Below are 17,389 nucleotides of genomic sequence, written 5' to 3' on the forward strand. Positions count from 1 at the left end.
ACAATGGTGGGATTGGTAGGACTCGAACCTACGACCAATTCGTTATGAGCGAACTGCTCTAACCTACTGAGCTACAATCCCTTTTATCAATATTTATAATACACACAAAAGCAAATTTGTCTATTAGCTTATTTCACTATCAACCCAACTTGACAAATCATTTGTTGCACCAATTTTGCGTGCAATTTCCTTACCATCTTGAAATATGATTAAAGTGGGTATAGATTGCACTCCATACTTACTTGGCACTTCAGTCCCTTCATCTATGTCGAACTTGCAGATCTTAATCTTGCCTTTTCTGTCTTTAGCCAATTGTTCGATACGTGGCATTAGACTTTTACATGGCCCGCACCATTCTGCCCAAAAGTCTATCAGAACAAACCCTTTATAGTCAGTGACTTCAGATTTGAAATTTTGATCATTTACCGATGTAATATCATCACTCATAAAATACCTAAACTTAAAACGATTACTTGTAAAATATAGCGTATCAATTAGCAGCTAATCAACTAAATTTTTCTGAAAAATTGCCCTAAAGTGTTTTGCACAAACAAAAAACTTCTCACAAATGATTACATCTGGTGGTTAAAGATATCCGCGTTTTCCCAACCCATTAAGTCTAATTCAATACGAGTAGGAAGAAATTCAAAGCACTTTTGGGCCAATTCTTTTCTATTTTCACGCTCCAGCATTAAGTCTAGCTTTTCCTTTATCCTGTGGAGATACAAAACATCAGATGCAGCATAACTTTTTTGTTTGTCTGTTAAATTTTCATTTCCCCAATCAGAAGATTGCTGCTGCTTATTTAGTTTGGTATCAAGCAGCTCTAAGCACAACTCTTTTAAGCTATGATTATCTGTGTAAGTGCGAACTAAACGTGAAGCTATCTTTGTGCAATAGCACGGAAGTGCCCAAGTTTCCAAGTAATGACGTATTATGCTTACATCAAATCGCGCGAAGTGAAATATTTTAGTTATATTTTTATCCTCTAATATTTGTCTCAAATTTGGCGCTGTATAATCGTTCTTGAGTTGAACTAAATGAGCGTTGCCATCATTAAAAGAGAGCTGCACAAGGCATAATCTATCTCTGCTATGAAGTAGCCCCATTGCCTCGGTATCAACAGCTATAGACCTTACATCATCTGGTATTGAACTAGCTGGCAAGTCGTCTTTATATAAAAATATTCCCATAAAGCTTTGTGGAATAATTAAAAACTTATGATAATCAAAAATGAGCCTTAAGTATACGAAAAGATCATAGAAGGAACCACGCAAATTTATGGGCTCTCACATTTTTCATGTACACGGGGTTTACAAATCGCTGTATATGCCTATAATTAAGTAAATTTAGGTTAATTTAATTGCGGGAGTAGCTCAGTTGGTAGAGCGCAACCTTGCCAAGGTTGAGGTCGAGGGTTCGAACCCCTTCTCCCGCTCTTTACTTTCAAAATCATTTCGTCAAAAACCTACTTGACACCCTTCACCAGTCCCCTTATCATGAAATTGAAGCTATTTATTTATCTTCGCAATCTGCAGATTAAAACGACAAAGGGAACTTTGTATTTGGCGTAAATCATGCTTAATTTTTTGCACTATGTGCACCTTATCTCTTTATCAAATTTCTAGGTTTTTACCTATATAAGCTGAAACGCGCTTATAAAGCGTTCAAGACATCAAAAGACGTCAAATAGAACAAGGGAGAATTTGAATACTGGCTACCCTGGGGATTCTTTGCCTTTTTTTTCTGCCTGGTAAATTTCTTAAATATTTATAGCTAAGGTTAGTTGCACTTAAAAGCAGCTAAATTGCAGTGTTTGAGGCTTAAAAGACGCCAATACTGAAAATAGACAATGACTAGGGCTTCTTTTGCCTTTTTTTTCATTTGGTAAATTTCTTAATATTTATAGCTAAAGTAATTTAAAAGTCCGTGAAGGGTGTCATGCCAGTGCTTGACACTGGCATCCAGTTTTCCATATAATCTCATCGAAAATGTTGTAACCACTTTCTGTGCTAGTTTGCTTGCTTACAAGCAAACTTTCCTGGATCCCAGTGTCAAGCACTGGGATGACGAGAAAGGAGCACTGGGATCTATTTTGCATGTAACTCCAATTGTGTTTTGGCATAAAACGCGACGCGTATTAGACTTATTTGCAAGCAAAGCTTGCTAGATCCCAGTGTCACGCACTGGGATGACAAGAAGAGGGCACTGGGATGACAGGGGAGGGAGGCTACTTGGATGACACCATTCTTTTTCCTGGATCCAAGTAGTCAAGCTACTCGGATGACAGGAGAAGGTTGCTATAAGTCATAAAAGCTGTAAAAGATCTTTTAGAAGAAGCCAAAAAACAAAAACTATTAAAGGAAGTTCTGAATGAAGAAATGACCACAAAACATTCAGATGGTCGGGAAGAAACTCATACAATACTTACAGATGCTATATCATGTAGAGACAATGATATTATGAGAGCAGTGTTAAAAATCTCTGAGGAAAATGGTATTTTGAAAGATATTCTAAAAAAGAGAATAATTATAAAACATTCAAATGGCAAGGAAATGACTTACACCCCATTCACCTATGCTGATAGCACGTAAAAATAGTGAGGCTCTAGAAGAAATCTTAAAATTCTCCGGAGAACTTGTTAATAGGAGAGCAACCCAGCAGTCCACTGTTGTAACAGCCAAAACTACTACAGCTAAAAGTGAAAAAGTGCTTCAAGATACTATCGGTAATATCGAGGCACCGGCTGACGCATATGAAAATAGTAATGAAAGTAATACAATAGCTAAAAAAGATATCGCTACTTCAATAGAAAAGCTTGATAATGCTGGAGATCAACTGATATGCGAAAAAAATGAAACTGCTGTAACAGAAACTGACATACAAGAGCCAAACGTTCCTGACAGTCTCTCTTCTATTGCATGTTTCGATAATGAAGGAAATTCTGTAGACGAAAAATCATCAAAAAAGGCAATTCAACCAATTGTAGTTGGTGTTGTTGGTGCGGCATTACTAGTCAGCAGTATTGTAGCTTATTTATTGAAAATGTACGCCATAGCGGTGATTGGGGGAATTGTTGGATTAGCGTGTATAAGTTTTGCATTGTATAATGCTCTAAAGCCCAACACCAAGCTCGAGAAAGTAGAAAGTGTGGAACAGCCCACACTGAGGCCAAGCGTATGTTCAGAAACCATAAGCATCAAATAAAATTTTTAAATAATATAATTCCTTTGGAAAATGTCTTAAGCTATTAACTTAACATCACCATAGGACTTAAAACATTCCCCAAAAAATGTTAAAGCTATTTTAGTAAAATACTCAAAACTTGACCCTAAGCAACTTTGAGTTCATGCTCCTGGTGCTTTTACTTGACCTTCCTGCATAACCGCTTTTGGAGGAAATATATTACTGGATGGAGAGCTCACTATATCACCATACTTTAAATCTTTTACTGCTTCTATGACTTCTTTTGAAAATTTCTTAGATAGGCCAATTTTTTCAGAAGGTTGACAAAGTTTTCCAGGTCTGATAAAAAACCCTTGTTTTATGGCTTGATTAACTGGTAACTTTCCTAGCAAGCAATTCTCTCCTATTTTTTCGTTACAATTTTTCCACTTTTCCTGATCTTCCACTTTTACTATTATTTTGCTTTTATCTTGCACGTCAGGATACAATCTAACGTCTAATTTCCCCTGACTGGTATGGAAAGTCAATACTATATTACTATTATCCGCAAGATCAGTGTAATTCCTTATACAATTTTTCGTTATAATTTCTACCTCACTTTTACCGATCCTTATTATATCTCTTCCGTATTCTATTTCCCCTTGAACTAACCCTAAATCCCTTGCTCCATCTGTAATTTTTGCAACATTTATTGTGCTGTCCTCTGAGTACTCTAAGTAAAAAGTAGAATTATCCATTTTTGCATCTTTTACTCTACCACTAGCTGCACTTTTAACAATTTTCATAAATTTTAGAGCATTATTCACATAATTTTCATGAGGTCTTTTTATATTAGTTTTATGATCCTTAAATCCTGATTCCAGTCTATCCAAGTTATGTAACGCTGCTCCTTTTGATACTAATTTATATATTATACCACTAGCAATTTCTATATCATTTGCAATTTCAGAACTCTCTTTTAATGCACTAATTTTTTTCATTACATGATCTGTAAAATTACCTTTATCTTGTTGCGCTACTTCCCCTGGATCAATAAAGTTAAGCCTTACTCCAGACCGTATAGTTTGATCTACGACTTCTTCCAGTTGTTTTATATCTTGAGCTTGATTTACTTTAGCAAAAAATTCATCTCGCTTCTTCTTCTGGTCTGGTGTTAAATCATCCCATAGGGTCCTGGATTTGGGCAAACATTTTTCCCTGCTATAGTCTTCTTGGTCAGTTGCTCCTGCTTTCAAAAGTAAGCCTTCTACTTCAGTAGCAGCTTCAGAAACAGAAAAAATACCTCTGGCATGTTGCAACATTATTGATTTTCCTTCTTCATCATGAAAATTTAAAACCACTTTTAGGTCTTGGTCACTCTCATACTTATCCAAAAACTCTTTTAGATTTTTAACGGCTTCAGCAATGAGAACATCATCTTCATCCCAATAGTCATTAATAGGGGACCTATATTCCCCCATTATACCATATAATTCTTCCTTCAACCTCTTTTGATTGTCAGTTGGAAAGTATTCCTTAACATGGTATTGATGATTATCAATTGCAACTTGTAGTGGAGTTTTCCTTGTTTCATCAAGTACATCGCACTTAGCTTTCTTCCGTAGGAGCAATTCTATACCTCTGTTATGACCAAGGCCAGCAGCATAATGCAAAGATGTTTTCCCTTCAATATCCCGTGCATTAGGATCAGCCCCTGCTTCTATGAGGTAAACTATACTATCACCTCCAGACCCAATAGCAGCATAATGTAAAGGTGTCTGCCATCTATCATTCTGTACATTAGGATCAGCTTCTGCTTCTATGAGTGAACATGCAGCAGATACATATTCTTCGGCTAACCTTCCTCCATATTCTGCAGCCATACTTACTACTGCATGCAATACTGTCAATCCAGATTCTCCTCTTTTAAGGTTAAGAACAGTTTTCAGATCTTTATTGTTCTTATTTCTTTCTAAAAATGTACAAACTTTTGAACTATAACTACCTCTACCGCCAGTATCTGGATATCCGCTGAGAATATTTAATAATTTTGTATTTAACTTCTTTTGATTTTCTGTTAAATCAGATTCATCACAAAACCATGCACGCATTAAATTAATAGTACCTAAACCTTTAGCAGAATCTATCAAAGTATCATTATCATTACAACGTATTTCGAAACATTCTCTGATCAAATGATGCTCATTATTCTCCTGGTGCCACTTCCTTTCTTCTAGCCAATCTTGCAATAGTGACCATTTTTCCCGTTCGTCCAATTTTTCCCATTCCAGCCATTTTTTATGTTCTTCCCATTCTAGCCACTCTTCCCCTCCTTCCCATTCTAGCCGCTCTTCCCATCCTTTCAGCTCCAGGTGTTCTTCAAAATCTTTCCATTCGCAAAATTTTTCCCATTCGTCCAATTTTTCCCACTCCAGCCGTTTTTTATGTTCTTCCCATTTTAGCCGCTCTTCCCCTTCTAACTGTTTTTCCCGTTTTAGCCACTGTTTTGGCAAAATTTTCACTCTTTGCCGTTCTAGCTGCTCTTCCTGTTCCAACCATTTTTCATCTCCTGGATTTGTTTCATTACCTAAAGCCTGCTTAGGTTCAGTACCTTTAGTTAACATGCTTTCCCTCTAATCTATCAAAAATATTATGTGTAATACATAGCACGGATAAAAGCTAATGCAAGAATAATTTTTCTAACTTTAGTATTCTTGACTTCCACAAACTTCACTGACATTGATGTGCACACCTCTGATCCTGCTATGCTTCTGCTTGTTAATTAGCTATGCCTGCCAGATTAACGACATTACGGTCTGCTGATTACTTCAATATCACTATCGTCAGAATGCAACGAGCTTAGTAACTGAACATGCCGGCACTGATTGCGCTTCACTTAACCTGCTACTTAGATCTGGCTGATCATTAGTTTGATTTGCAGGGCTAGTAGTTGCTTGCTGTGAATCTCTTGCAGCTCTAAATTCCATAAGCTGAGCTCTTATTTCTTCTATTTCTCTTGCCGTGTTTTGCCTTTCTTCTTTTAACTTTTCTATTTCTCTTGCCATATCTTGTCTTTCTTTTCTCAATCTCGTTATTTCGGTTGGGTGCATCTCTTCCATTTCTCTTAATCTATATGCTGTTATTTCAATTTGATATCTCTCTTCTAATTCTCTCACCCTATTTTGACTTTCTTCCATTTCTCTTAATCTTGTTGTTTCAGCTTCACGTCTTTCTTTCAGTTTAGCTAATGCTCCTGCACCATCATCACCAATACTGTTATTATATAAATTAAGTTTAGTAAGATTTGTAAGATTACCGTTAGCTAAGGCCTTTGCACCTTTTTTACCAATATTGTTAGACTGTAAGTTAAGTGAAGTAAGATTTGTAAGATTACCGTTAGCTAAGGCTTTTGCACCTTTTTCACCAATATTGTTAGACTGTAAGTTAAGTGAAGTAAGATTTGAAAGCTTACCTTTAGCTAAGGTCTCTGCACCTTTTTCACCTATACTATTACCCCTTAAACCAAGTGAAGTAAGATTTGCAAGATTACCGTTAGCTAAGGCCTTTGCACCTTTTTCACCAATATTGTTAGACTGTAAGTTAAGTGAAGTAAAATTTGAAAGCTTACCTTTAGCTAAGAACTCTGCACCTTTTTCACCTATACTATTACCCCATAAATTAAGTGAAGTAAGATGTGAAAGATTCCCATTAGCTAAGACCTCTGCACCTTTTTCATCAATATCGCAAAACGGTAAAAAAAGTTTTGTAATGTGTATTTTACTTTGTAAAAAGCCTACCAATTCGCTTATATTTATTGTGGCGTTATATGATACTAAAGCGTCATCTTTGACATATTGAGAAAAGTTCATTTTACCCTCTATATTAATGCTATCATGTAACATACAAGCATACATAACAAATATACCTATACTAACGCTATCGTTAAGATATCCAAACTATAAGTCAACCACTTTTTCACAAAATATTTTAACAAAGATACCATGTCAATTAGTGTCATAACAAATTTGTTTATTTACTTTCCCCAAAAAGACGAAAAGGTACGTATATTTGTGAGAACAATTCAAATAAAAGCGGCGTTGTGAAAATAGGCTAATTTTGAACTAAAACTGCAACGTTTTAGAATACCCAGTAGCAAATGCACCAAAAAGCACACTCTTAACAGCAGCACATGTACTTATATCAGAATTCTCTCGTTTCTCTTCACTAACTTTTTCACAAAACTTGCTAATACCATAACCCACCAGTGCGCCAATCACTGCAGCTACAAGCAACACTACAATAACAGTAGCAACAGAGGTTAAAGCAGCAGCTCCTGCAAGGTATGCTATAGCTACTCCAATAATCATACCACACCCTATTTCTATAGCATAGGCTTTACTGCTTGTTGATTTGAATTTTGTTTGTGTACTACCACTTAAACCATTACATACAGATTGTACTCCTATTCGTTGTTCATCATTTTTCTCTTGTATTTGATTTCTAATATCATCTGAAGAAGCAATAGAGCTTTGTGTTAATGGTTGTGATCGATCGTTACTTTCTTCTTCTATTTGTATGCTTGTTGTTTTATTCGATTGCTCTGTAACCTGGTCATTGTCTACACTTTTACCTTGTACAAAATCTTGCATTGCCTTAACTTTACATAACTCATTGATGATAATTACATACTCGTCCACTTTTGGTATACTTCTATCATAATTGGGCAGGAATTCCTGGATACTTCCAGTAAATTCTTGATTGATTTTTGCTAAAACCTTTTGCTGTCCAAGTGAAATTTTCTTAGGTTCTTCGTAATGTACTCCACTCATCATAAAATCGTCTACCAAAATTTCTCCAAATTCTGGATTGTCTTTAGCATATTGAATTAATTTGCCAGCTAAATTTTCTACAAATGGTGTAATATTCTCCTCAGTGATAGAGTTTTGTTGCTTTTCCAGTTTTCTCTCCTTTTCTAAATATTGATCGCACTGCTCCCTTAAGTTTAAATCAATTTGACTTACACTGTTAATAATGTGACTCCATGTACCTTGAATACAGGCATTAATGTTTTCACCAGTGTTTCTACTAATATATGTTGTTGCCGCCTCATATATTTCTTGTAGAAGAACAAATTCTTTCTGCTCTTTCCACGTTTCTTCTATGTTAAAGCCACTAATTTCCTCAAACAGTTTGTTTACTTTATCAGCATCCACATCATTTAATAACTTATGAAACTCTGCTCTATTAGTTATTTGCTTTTGAGAAACATTATCATTCCCAAGCTCTGATTTTATTCTAGATAACTTTTGTTGCACCAGCTCTGGATTCTGGTTCACAAGAGTAACGAGCAATTCTTTTCTTGCCATCAATGGAATAGTGAATCTATCAATTAGCAATTTAATATAACCTATAGATTCAGGTATGGTAACTTTTGCATTATCCCTCGTGTAATCATATTGTAGTTTTCCCCTAGACATTTCTTCAATATATTCACCTTCTTGATCTTTGCTTAAGTATTTTTGCTTCAACACTTCCTCGACTTTTTTAAAGGTTATTTCAATAAATTCTTTATCATCTGGTACAGCTGCATTTTTACGTAATACTTGTTCCATTACAAGTCTTTTTCCATCTTTGGTCAGGCCAAGTAACTTTACTTTCATCTGGTCGTTTTGATATTGCTTAAGTAGTTTAGGCACGTTTTCCATATAAGAAGTTGCAGCTTGTTTTAATTCATTCTCATTAGCATTTATAGATTTTACTAACTTTGCAGTGAAAAAAGACGTTTCCTTATTTGCTGCTCTTGCATGGACAGACTGTCTATTTCGTAAAATACCCTGTAACTCAGCATCCCTTTCTAGTTCTGGTTCTTTTTCAGGAATTAAACCATGTTTAAATAAAAATTCTTGCATTTCAGGAGAGTGGGTATAGAAATGAGATAATGTATGCCCTTGTTCATCTTGTGAGTTGATCAAAAAATGGTATTTGTTAGGTTGTGTGAGGATATGCTTAACTATCTTGCCACTATTATCATGTTGGGCTACATTAAAAATCATCTTTTTTACGCCCTTTTTATATGTAACTTGATTGTGAGGACGTGGTTTCAACAGGAAATCACAAAAGATTCTATGTGATATTTCTTTCAAAGAATGAATTAATTTAACTCCGGAATTTTTAATTTCAGCTAGACTTTCTATACCTTCAATACCAATTTCAATTTCACCAAGGCGAAGTTTTTTAAGGTTCTTCAGGCATGAAGACTTAGTTAAAGCCTTTAAACCTTTATCATCAATCCTGTTACCCGATAAATTAAGTGAAGTAAGATTTGTAAATTTAGCTAATTCTTTTACACCCCTAACACTAATAAGGCAAGATATTAGAGAAAGTGAAGTAAGATTTGCAAGTTTAGTTAATTCTTTTACACCTTTATCATCAATCCTGTTACCCGATAAGTTAAGTGAAGTAAGATTTTTAAGTTGAGCTAATTCTTTTACACCTTCATAATCAATCTTGTTACTAGATAAATCAAGTGAAGTAAGATTTTTAAGTTGAGCTAGTTTTTTTACAGCCTTGGTACTAACAGTATATCTGTTATCAACATATCCAGACATTAGAGATGATGGTGTATAAAGCTCAAGTTTAGCTAATCCTCTTGTAACTCCATCACCAATCTTATTGCACAATAAATTAAGCGTTGTAGGCTCAGTTAATTCTTCTACAACTTCACTACCAACATTGCAATTCTTTAAAGAAAGCCTTATAATGTGCGTATTACTTTGTAAAAAGCTTAGCAATCTCTCTATGTCTACCGCAGTAGCGTCCTTTATTATTAAAGAATCATCTTTAACGTATCGATCAAAACTCATTTTACTCTGCTGTTTAATACTATCATGTAAACATGATATCAGATATTTCAGTAACTTTCAACTATGTTAAAAAATTACGTAAAAGTTTATGAAAATGCTGCTTTCTATAGCGTCACCAAAAATTTTATTATTTACTTTCTTCAAAAACAGTACGTATATTTGCGAGAACATGTTACGTAAAAATAGGGTTGTGAAAATAAAAGCATAAAGTTGTTACAACAAAGCTAAGCAAATTAGTTCGTATATAGCAGCTATATTTATCGCACTTGGTCAGAAAACAGCATTTATATTGGATGCTGATATTTCCGGATGCTTTGATAATATTAAACATTCTGTGCTGCTTGAAAAACTTAATACCACACCAACTTTAAAGAGAATTATAAAAGGATGGTTGAAAGCAGGCATTATGGAAGATAGAAAGTTCAAACCCACCAAGTGTGGCACAATTCAAGGTGGAACAATATCACCATTACTTGCATGTGTAGCACTACATGGATTAGAACAAAATATCAAAGAAGAACTCAAGGAAGAACTTTTTCAATATGCGAAAAAGAAATATGGTAGAGTATCTCGCAAACCATACGCGTCAAGTTAAGAAGCAAGGGTAAGAAAATTCAATGAACTTAAGGTGGATACTCTAGTTTTTCTATATCTATCTTTCACAGAAAATTGTGACCAGTCTGTGGTAAGTTTTTTCAGGAAAATTCTCAAATTATTAATTTTACTGCTTAACGCTAAAAACAACTCCCTAATCCTTCTTTTTAATTCAATGAATGCCTTTGTTAAACTCAGCTCTGTATTCTCTTTCAGTTTTATACAACCAACTATTCCATGAAATATAAGAATTGCGCACAATTTAGCGTATAGTTCACATAATCATACGCGTCAAGTTAAGGAAAAGTGTAAGTAAAATTGATAGAGTGAAGGAAAAGAATAAGGTATAAGTTCTCTTGGATATGTGAATGAGAGAACTTACAATGGACAGAATAGCTTGCTTATCAAAAGACCTCAATGAATTCTTTAATGAAAAAGCAGACGAAATATCAATTGCAGTAGGTTTTATAAAAAGAAAGAGAAAACTTAATGGCTCATCATTCATAAAAGCTATGGTTTTTGGTAACATAGGAGTTGGTGATTGCAGCATAGAAACAATGTGCCAATTGCTAAATGAAGACTCGATAGAAATTACAAAACAGGGTTTGGATTTTAGATTTACTGAAGAAGCAGTGGAATTTATGAAAAGAATGTATAATGAACCTTTAGTTTTATTTAAAAACAGCTTACAGGTTGATTGCAGAATTTTGAAGCAATTTAGAAGCATTAAGCTATTGGATAGTAGCTATATTAGCCTGCCCAGTAGCATGGAAGATATGTACAAAGGATATGGGAGTAGCTATAGAGATTGTGAGAGTAATACCAAATCAGGAATAAAGCTGCAGTTAGTCTTTGATTACCTGAACCAAGCGCTAGATAAGTTAAATTTAATAGAAGGAATAAGGTCGGATCAAGGTTATAGGGATTATCTGAACGGTTTATCAGCCAATGATTTGCTAATATTTGATTTGTGCTACTTTGTGCCTAGTTCTTTTAAACAGATTGATGAAGCAGGTGCATATTTTGTTAGTCGTTATAAGTCTGATACCAATATATATGATATAGAAACAAATCAAAAAATAGAGTTGTTGGAATGTTTAGAAGGTCAATCCCTTCTAGAGATGGAAGTGCTATTAGGAAAAGAAGTAAAAATTAAAGTGAGAATTATATGTCAAAAATTAACTGAAGAACAGTCTATAATTAGAAGAAGAAGGGCTAATAAGTTAGCAAAATCACATGGATATACATCTTCTCAAAAGAATCAAAAATTGCTGGATTGGTCGATATTCATAACTAACGTTCCAGAGAGTAAAATCAGCGCTGAACAAGTATTAACAGTTTACAGGGTAAGATGGCAGATTGAATTATTATTTAAATTGTATAAGAGTCACATCAGGCTTGACGAACTTAAAGGAAAACCATACAGAGTATTATGTGAACTATACGCTAAATTGTGCGCAATTCTTATATTTCATGGAATAGTTGGTTGTATAAAACTGAAAGAGAATACAGAGCTGAGTTTAACAAAGGCATTCATTGAATTAAAAAGAAGGATTAGGGAGTTGTTTTTAGCGTTAAGCAGTAAAATTAATAATTTGAGAATTTTCCTGAAAAAACTTACCACAGACTGGTCACAATTTTCTGTGAAAGATAGATATAGAAAAACTAGAGTATCCACCTTAAGTTCATTGAATTTTCTTACCCTTGCTTCTTAACTTGACGCGTATGGTTTACTACATCTTTGTGGTTCTTTTCAGCAGCAAAATGTAAAGGAGTCCATCCATCACTATTTTTTGCATCAACATTTGCTCCTTCTGCGATTAGAATGTTTACTACATCTTCGTAGCCATGGTAAGCAACAATATGTAAAGGAGCAATTTTATTATCATATTCTGCATTAACATTTGCCCCGTTTCCAATCAGAGCTTTTGCTACCTTTGCATAGTTCCCATAAGAAGCAAGATGTAACAATGTGACTTTCGCAGAACTTTCATCACGAGATATAGTGAATATGTAATTTATGCCAGATCCACTGCCGTTGTCAGATTTACTCTCTTCCCACTTTTGACATAAACCTGGATCTTTTAACTTAGCTTTTATTTTTTCAACTATATTGTCCTTGCTCAAATCTGAAAGGTCATTTATTTTTTCTAATATTTCCATAAATTTGTCACATTCCATAACTTCCTCACTTAAAATACATAACTTAGTTGTTATATCTTTTAACATAGAAGTCAATAACCTAAATATTCGTTATTATCTTTCCTTAAAGAGTCATTTAAGTTATATTACAGACTATGAAAAACCTCAACTTTAGGAAGGAAATCAAGTTTTTTTCTCTGTCGTTTATAACTTTATTTGTTCTATGGACTGTATTGTCTGGTTATTTTGAGCCGTTTTTTATTTTTTGTGGAGTGTTTTCCTCTATATTCACATTGTTTATCTTTAGAAGGTTGATAAACGCTGAAAGAGCTCTTAGCCAGATTTTAAATGGTACGAGTAGACTGTCGTTTTATAAGTTAGTAAGTTATATACCATGGTTAATGTACCAAATCATTTTATCAAGTGTTTATGTAACAAAAAAGGTGCTACAACTCAAATCTAAGCTTGAGCCAATCATTATCCTAAGAAAATGCAAAGGGCATAATGATGAAAGCATTGCGTTATTTGCCAATTCAGTCACAATCACTCCCGGAACTTTAACTATCAATGTTGAAAGTAAGCAGAAAACATATTTCTCTACCGTGTATTTGATAGATAAAGATCTTGAAAGTGGCATTTCTGAAATAGAAAGTAAAATCTTAAAAATACTACGTTCAACTAAGTAATTGCTTTAAATAAGCTAACAGCATCCTTATATTCCCTTACAAGACTTTCAAGCATTTCTTTTGGAAGGCTATTGTTAACAATAGAACATAAATAATTATACAAATCTTCTAACCTTAATATGTTATTTCTCTTCTTGCTGTTGAATTTATACGGAAAAATACCTTCCATAACTTCAATAGTAGTAGCCTTGTTTAAAAATACATTTTCACTTGTCACGCTTATTCTTGTTAAAACAGTGTTAATTTCAGGTTCGTCACTCGTATAAAAATCTGATAGCTGAGTTATTCTAATAACGTATAAAGTTACTATTTTTGACAAGCAATTATCAGCATATTCACAATTTTTTATTACCTCCCACTGAGTAACCTGAGATTTACCTATTTTTGCATTGTTCGGTAATTTACTCATTGAAATTTCTCCATTTAATTCAGTGTAATAAATTATACTAATACTTTGTTAAATAAATAATAACGCGATTACAAAAATATATACTTATAGTAGTATATTGTACAAAAATAGTACAATATCTAAACATTAAAGCTAGTGTAAGCTGGTGCATGGGCGTTATTTTTGTGTTGTCCAGCAAAACCCAAAATTAGAGGTCCTCTTATATAAAGAATTTAGTCTGCCTTCTTTGCTATAAAATACGTTTTCCTTTTGAGCTATTTTGTTAGTATTAACTAAATTTTAAATTAACTGTGCTACAATGAAAAAGATAAAGCTCGGAATACTAATTTCAGGTAGGGGGTCGAATATGCAGGCCTTGATAGAAGCATGTCAAGATCAGAATTTTCCCGCAGAAGTTGTATGTGTTACCACAAATAATAGTGAAGCCACTGGTTTGAAAGCAGCAGAGCAAGCAGGAGTTCCAGCGTTTGTTGTTAAGGATAAACCACTTGATGCTGATAAAATTCACGAAATACTTGTTCAACATAAGGTTGATTTAATTTGCCTTGCAGGGTTTATGAGAATTCTCAAAGCTGATTTTCTGAGTAAATGGCATAACAAGGTTATAAATATTCATCCCTCTTTACTTCCATCCTTTAAGGGCCTAAACGCTCAAGAGCAAGCTCTAAAAGCAGGTGTAAAAATTACAGGTTGTACTGTACATTATGTCACTCCTGAAATTGATGCTGGAGCCATAATTGCTCAAGTTGCTGTGCCAGTGTTACCAAATGATGATATTCAAAGCCTTTCAGAACGCATTCTAGCTGAGGAGCATAAGTGTTATATAGAAGCAGTAAGGTCAATAGCGAAGATATATGACTGTAATAATTATTGACCTTGAGCGTTTTTTCCAACTTCAACAAAAAATAAATTTTCAGGATCCAGTAAAGAACTTGCTAACTCGTTCACTTCTTCCAATTTAACATCATTAATATAGCTTACAAAATCATTCATATGGTTAATATCGCGGTTGTTTGTCTGAATATCATTTAGTTTTGCAACTATGCTGTTATTGTTAAACATAGAGAAAACATAGGAATTTACCATACTAATTTTTGTATCCCGAAATAACTGCTCATCAATTCCTTCTTTTCGAACCTTGCTCAGCGTATCTTTTATTGCTGATATTGATTGACTGGCAGTAGAACTATCAGTATTAATATTTCCAGCTATAACGTTCCCATGTTTATTGGGAATAATACTTGCATAGACACCATAAGTAATACCCAAATTTTGTCTCAATTCTTTCATTAATATTGAATTCAATCCCATGCCACCAAGTGCATTAATCAAGACACTAGCGTTATAATAATTAGGATCTTCATAAGCTATACCTTTTTGAGCAAAAAGTATCACACTCTGTGGTATATCCATAAAAATGTTCTTACTTTCTGCAGAACCAAAATTATTTTTTACAGGTATTTTTCTAACTTTCGATCTTTTTGATGGTAATTTAGATAAATATTTATCTAATAATGTAATAGTTTCTTCTTTTTTTATGCAACCAACAACACTGATAACTATGTTATCTTTAGCAAAATTGCGCTTTATGTATGTTAAAACATCGTCTCTAGTAATACTTGTTATAGTATCAAGAGTTCCATATTCACTTTTTGAGTAAGGGTGCTTTTTAAATAACAACGTTTCCAATTCTTTTCCAGCAACAAAAAAAGGATTTTTTTCAAGATTATTAAAATCAACTTTGGCTTTCTCGAAAACTCTATTCAACCCTTCAGAGTCAACTTTAGGACGTATTATAGCGTCGCTAAGTAGTGAAACACCTTCTTCTAAATTCTCAGACAGAGTGTCCAACGAAACTCCAAACGTTTCTAAACCAGCACTAAAACGTAGACTAATCCCTTTATCTTCAAGCTTTTTCGCAAAATCTTTGGCATCATTTTTTCCTGCCCCTTCTTGAACTATAAGAGAAGTAAACCAGGTAAGTCCCTGTTTTTCTGCACTCTCATACACATAACCTGCATCTTTAAACGATATATTTAGTGAAACTTTTGGTAAATCACAGTTTTCAACAAATAGAAACTTAAACCCTTTACGGGTGGTGACCTCCTCTATATTTAGGTTACCACTTGCTTGTAAATTAAAGCTTAGACAGAAAAAAAATAGAAGTACAAATTTACTTATTCTCATTATCATCTCCTTTTGGTAATAAACGGCCAATTAACTTATTAGCAGAAAAAATAGCACGGATTTTATTATTTACATCCTCTAGATTAACATCATTTACTTTGCTGTACGTAATATCTATTTCATCAAGTGGAATACCAAGCGCTAAGTGTGAGCCATAGAAAAATGCTATATTGTCTAAGCTAGATAGATTATCAAATTGTGCTGCCTTATACCTATATTTTGAGCTTTGCAACTCCTCATCCGTTATTCCTTTAGACATGAAGTTATTAATAGCATTATCTAACTCTCTTTCAACAATATCTAAATTAACGCCACTTTTTGGAATGACCTGAATATCAATGTAGCCATCACTAAAAGTTAAACTATTGTAATAAGCAGATACTGATACTGCCACATCTTTATCTAAAACCAAGTCTTTATACAGTTTGCTGGATTTGCCGCCACCTAAAATGTCAACCGCTAAATGAGCAGCAGAGGCTTCATTTATGTGCTCAAATAAAGGAACACGATAACGAAAATATAAAACTGGTTCTTTTACTTCAGTGCTCTCTAAAATCACTGATAAACCTGCATTATGTACTGGATCCTGATTTGGGTAATGTCTCATTACAGGCTTAGCTTTAATTTCGCCATATTTTTCTTCTGCTAATTTCACTACTTCATCAAGTTCCACATCACCCACAATCAGTAATATTGCATTGCCGGAGTGATAATAGTTATCATGAAACCTCGTTATGTCATCCTGATTGTAAGTTTTGATATCGCTCTCCCAGCCGATAACAGACCTGCCATAGCCAGTACGGTAAAATGCACTATTCATTTCTTCCCATAACAAGTTGTCAGGATGATTATCAAATCTCATTTTTCTTTCTTCCAGTACAATGTTTTTTTCTCTATCTATTTTGTCTTGAGTAACATTAAAGCTGCCCATTCTATCTGCTTCAACTTCCATTGCAAGTGGTAAATCTTTTTTGGGGACCAACTCATAATAACAGGTATATTCTTTAGTGGTAAACGCGTTAAATTGAGCCCCAATGCTACTCATAGTGGCTTCTATATCTGTGAACTTTCCTGTAGTTTCAAACATTAAATGTTCAAAGTAGTGAGCCAATCCTGCTTTGCCGATTGGATCATCCATTCCCCCAACTTTGTATATTACTGCATGTAAAACGGCTGGAATCCGATGATTAGGAACAACATAAACATCTAGTCCGTTACTGAGTTTAGTATATTTTATGTTGTGCTCTATGTTTAAAGCATTCGAAGAAATTGGGTAAGTAAAAAAAAGTACAGGTAGTATAAGAAAACTAAAAAACTTATGAAGCATTATTTCGACCTAATAT

At 34.1% G+C, this 17,389-nt stretch carries 16 protein-coding genes, 2 tRNA genes and 1 pseudogene; 7 read left to right on the forward strand and 12 right to left on the reverse strand.

What is annotated here, in order from left to right; all coding sequences use genetic code 11:
* Positions 1–4: 4 nt before the first annotated feature.
* From OPR57_RS05530 to OPR57_RS05540, 3 genes are all read right to left on the reverse strand, one after another.
* Positions 5–81: transfer RNA gene (locus OPR57_RS05530), tRNA-Ile, on the reverse strand.
* Positions 82–123: 42 nt separating this feature from the next.
* Entirely contained in the window at positions 124–447 is a 324-nt protein-coding gene (gene trxA / locus OPR57_RS05535) for a thioredoxin (RefSeq protein ID WP_006279168.1), read from the reverse strand.
* Between the two features lie 125 nt (positions 448–572).
* The gene (locus OPR57_RS05540) at positions 573–1,193 is read right to left on the reverse strand and encodes a ribonuclease D (RefSeq protein ID WP_265036206.1); all 621 of its coding nucleotides are present in this window, start codon (positions 1,191–1,193) and stop codon (positions 573–575) included.
* 172 nt (positions 1,194–1,365) lie between these two features.
* On the opposite strand from OPR57_RS05540, the gene OPR57_RS05545 reads away from it, so the two are divergent.
* Positions 1,366–1,438 (forward strand) — tRNA-Gly (locus OPR57_RS05545).
* 501 nt (positions 1,439–1,939) lie between these two features.
* On the opposite strand, the gene OPR57_RS05550 is transcribed toward OPR57_RS05545, so the two are convergent.
* Positions 1,940–2,125, reverse strand: coding sequence for a hypothetical protein (locus tag OPR57_RS05550; protein ID WP_265036207.1), 186 nt, complete (start codon positions 2,123–2,125; stop codon positions 1,940–1,942).
* 256 nt (positions 2,126–2,381) lie between these two features.
* Here OPR57_RS05550 and OPR57_RS05555 point away from each other — a divergent pair, with 256 nt between their 5' ends.
* Both OPR57_RS05555 and OPR57_RS05560 read left to right on the forward strand, forming a co-directional pair.
* A complete protein-coding gene (locus tag OPR57_RS05555) occupies positions 2,382–2,594 on the forward strand; it encodes a WD_0033/WD_0034 family tandem repeat-containing protein (protein ID WP_265036208.1) in 213 nt (70 codons plus the stop codon).
* Positions 2,578–3,207: a hypothetical protein gene (locus OPR57_RS05560; protein WP_265036209.1), complete on the forward strand. Its 630-nt coding sequence runs from the start codon at positions 2,578–2,580 to the stop codon at positions 3,205–3,207. Before OPR57_RS05555 ends, OPR57_RS05560 begins: the two co-directional genes overlap by 17 nt.
* Before the next feature lie 140 nt (positions 3,208–3,347).
* Here the strand turns inward: OPR57_RS05560 and OPR57_RS05565 are convergent, their stop codons facing one another.
* The 3 genes from OPR57_RS05565 to OPR57_RS05575 form a co-directional block, all read right to left on the reverse strand.
* Positions 3,348–5,789 (reverse strand): ankyrin repeat domain-containing protein, encoded by a 2,442-nt coding sequence (locus OPR57_RS05565; RefSeq protein WP_265036210.1) that lies wholly within the window; start codon positions 5,787–5,789, stop codon positions 3,348–3,350.
* A 219-nt stretch (positions 5,790–6,008) separates the two neighbouring features.
* Positions 6,009–7,034 (reverse strand): leucine-rich repeat domain-containing protein, encoded by a 1,026-nt coding sequence (locus tag OPR57_RS05570; protein WP_265036211.1) that lies wholly within the window; start codon positions 7,032–7,034, stop codon positions 6,009–6,011.
* 252 nt (positions 7,035–7,286) lie between these two features.
* Entirely contained in the window at positions 7,287–10,028 is a 2,742-nt protein-coding gene (locus OPR57_RS05575; protein ID WP_265036212.1) for a leucine-rich repeat domain-containing protein, read from the reverse strand.
* A gap of 289 nt (positions 10,029–10,317) precedes the next feature.
* On the opposite strand from OPR57_RS05575, the gene OPR57_RS05580 reads away from it, so the two are divergent.
* A complete protein-coding gene (locus OPR57_RS05580; protein WP_265036213.1) occupies positions 10,318–10,623 on the forward strand; it encodes a reverse transcriptase domain-containing protein in 306 nt (101 codons plus the stop codon).
* On the opposite strand, the pseudogene OPR57_RS05585 reads toward OPR57_RS05580, so the two are convergent.
* A pseudogene (locus OPR57_RS05585) lies at positions 10,620–10,904 on the reverse strand (IS4 family transposase); the annotation flags it as partial. The gene OPR57_RS05580 and the pseudogene OPR57_RS05585 sit on opposite strands and share 4 nt — an antisense overlap.
* 101 nt (positions 10,905–11,005) lie before the next feature.
* Between OPR57_RS05585 and OPR57_RS05590 the strand changes: the two are divergent.
* Positions 11,006–12,337: an IS4 family transposase gene (locus tag OPR57_RS05590; RefSeq protein ID WP_406831676.1), complete on the forward strand. Its 1,332-nt coding sequence runs from the start codon at positions 11,006–11,008 to the stop codon at positions 12,335–12,337.
* On the opposite strand, the gene OPR57_RS05595 is transcribed toward OPR57_RS05590, so the two are convergent.
* Positions 12,321–12,851, reverse strand: a complete 531-nt coding sequence (locus OPR57_RS05595; protein WP_265036215.1) for an ankyrin repeat domain-containing protein — start codon at positions 12,849–12,851, stop codon at positions 12,321–12,323. The genes OPR57_RS05590 and OPR57_RS05595 overlap by 17 nt on opposite strands.
* Before the next feature lie 68 nt (positions 12,852–12,919).
* On the opposite strand from OPR57_RS05595, the gene OPR57_RS05600 reads away from it, so the two are divergent.
* On the forward strand, positions 12,920–13,450 hold the full coding sequence (locus OPR57_RS05600; protein WP_265036216.1) for a Na+/H+ antiporter subunit E: 531 nt from the start codon (positions 12,920–12,922) through the stop codon (positions 13,448–13,450).
* On the opposite strand, the gene OPR57_RS05605 is transcribed toward OPR57_RS05600, so the two are convergent.
* Positions 13,443–13,859, reverse strand: coding sequence for a hypothetical protein (locus OPR57_RS05605; RefSeq protein WP_265036217.1), 417 nt, complete (start codon positions 13,857–13,859; stop codon positions 13,443–13,445). The two genes, OPR57_RS05600 and OPR57_RS05605, sit on opposite strands and share 8 nt — an antisense overlap.
* Positions 13,860–14,157: 298 nt before the next feature.
* Here OPR57_RS05605 and purN point away from each other — a divergent pair, with 298 nt between their 5' ends.
* Positions 14,158–14,733: a phosphoribosylglycinamide formyltransferase gene (gene purN / locus OPR57_RS05610; protein ID WP_265036218.1), complete on the forward strand. Its 576-nt coding sequence runs from the start codon at positions 14,158–14,160 to the stop codon at positions 14,731–14,733.
* On the opposite strand, the gene OPR57_RS05615 is transcribed toward purN, so the two are convergent.
* The gene (locus OPR57_RS05615; RefSeq protein WP_265036219.1) at positions 14,727–16,046 is read right to left on the reverse strand and encodes a M16 family metallopeptidase; all 1,320 of its coding nucleotides are present in this window, start codon (positions 16,044–16,046) and stop codon (positions 14,727–14,729) included. The two genes, purN and OPR57_RS05615, sit on opposite strands and share 7 nt — an antisense overlap.
* Positions 16,033–17,373 (reverse strand): M16 family metallopeptidase, encoded by a 1,341-nt coding sequence (locus tag OPR57_RS05620; protein WP_265036220.1) that lies wholly within the window; start codon positions 17,371–17,373, stop codon positions 16,033–16,035. Before OPR57_RS05620 ends, OPR57_RS05615 begins: the two co-directional genes overlap by 14 nt.
* Positions 17,374–17,389 lie beyond the last annotated feature (16 nt).

Source organism: Wolbachia endosymbiont (group A) of Anomoia purmunda, from assembly GCF_947251545.1.
Lineage (GTDB): Bacteria > Pseudomonadota > Alphaproteobacteria > Rickettsiales > Anaplasmataceae > Wolbachia.

Excerpts from the sequence above, each read along its gene's own strand:
- OPR57_RS05605 (WP_265036217.1), bottom strand. The coding sequence starts at position 13,859 with ATGAGTAAATTACCGAACAATGCAAAAATAGGTAAATCTCAGGTTACT.
- purN (WP_265036218.1), top strand. The coding sequence starts at position 14,158 with ATGAAAAAGATAAAGCTCGGAATACTAATTTCAGGTAGGGGGTCGAAT.
- trxA (WP_006279168.1), bottom strand. The coding sequence starts at position 447 with ATGAGTGATGATATTACATCGGTAAATGATCAAAATTTCAAATCTGAA.
- OPR57_RS05615 (WP_265036219.1), bottom strand. The coding sequence starts at position 16,046 with ATGAGAATAAGTAAATTTGTACTTCTATTTTTTTTCTGTCTAAGCTTT.
- OPR57_RS05555 (WP_265036208.1), top strand. The coding sequence starts at position 2,382 with ATGACCACAAAACATTCAGATGGTCGGGAAGAAACTCATACAATACTT.
- OPR57_RS05560 (WP_265036209.1), top strand. The coding sequence starts at position 2,578 with ATGCTGATAGCACGTAAAAATAGTGAGGCTCTAGAAGAAATCTTAAAA.
- OPR57_RS05590 (WP_406831676.1), top strand. The coding sequence starts at position 11,006 with ATGGACAGAATAGCTTGCTTATCAAAAGACCTCAATGAATTCTTTAAT.
- OPR57_RS05550 (WP_265036207.1), bottom strand. The coding sequence starts at position 2,125 with ATGCCAAAACACAATTGGAGTTACATGCAAAATAGATCCCAGTGCTCC.
- OPR57_RS05620 (WP_265036220.1), bottom strand. The coding sequence starts at position 17,373 with ATGCTTCATAAGTTTTTTAGTTTTCTTATACTACCTGTACTTTTTTTT.
- OPR57_RS05570 (WP_265036211.1), bottom strand. The coding sequence starts at position 7,034 with ATGAACTTTTCTCAATATGTCAAAGATGACGCTTTAGTATCATATAAC.
- OPR57_RS05600 (WP_265036216.1), top strand. The coding sequence starts at position 12,920 with ATGAAAAACCTCAACTTTAGGAAGGAAATCAAGTTTTTTTCTCTGTCG.
- OPR57_RS05565 (WP_265036210.1), bottom strand. The coding sequence starts at position 5,789 with ATGTTAACTAAAGGTACTGAACCTAAGCAGGCTTTAGGTAATGAAACA.
- OPR57_RS05595 (WP_265036215.1), bottom strand. The coding sequence starts at position 12,851 with ATGTTAAAAGATATAACAACTAAGTTATGTATTTTAAGTGAGGAAGTT.
- OPR57_RS05575 (WP_265036212.1), bottom strand. The coding sequence starts at position 10,028 with ATGAGTTTTGATCGATACGTTAAAGATGATTCTTTAATAATAAAGGAC.
- OPR57_RS05540 (WP_265036206.1), bottom strand. The coding sequence starts at position 1,193 with ATGGGAATATTTTTATATAAAGACGACTTGCCAGCTAGTTCAATACCA.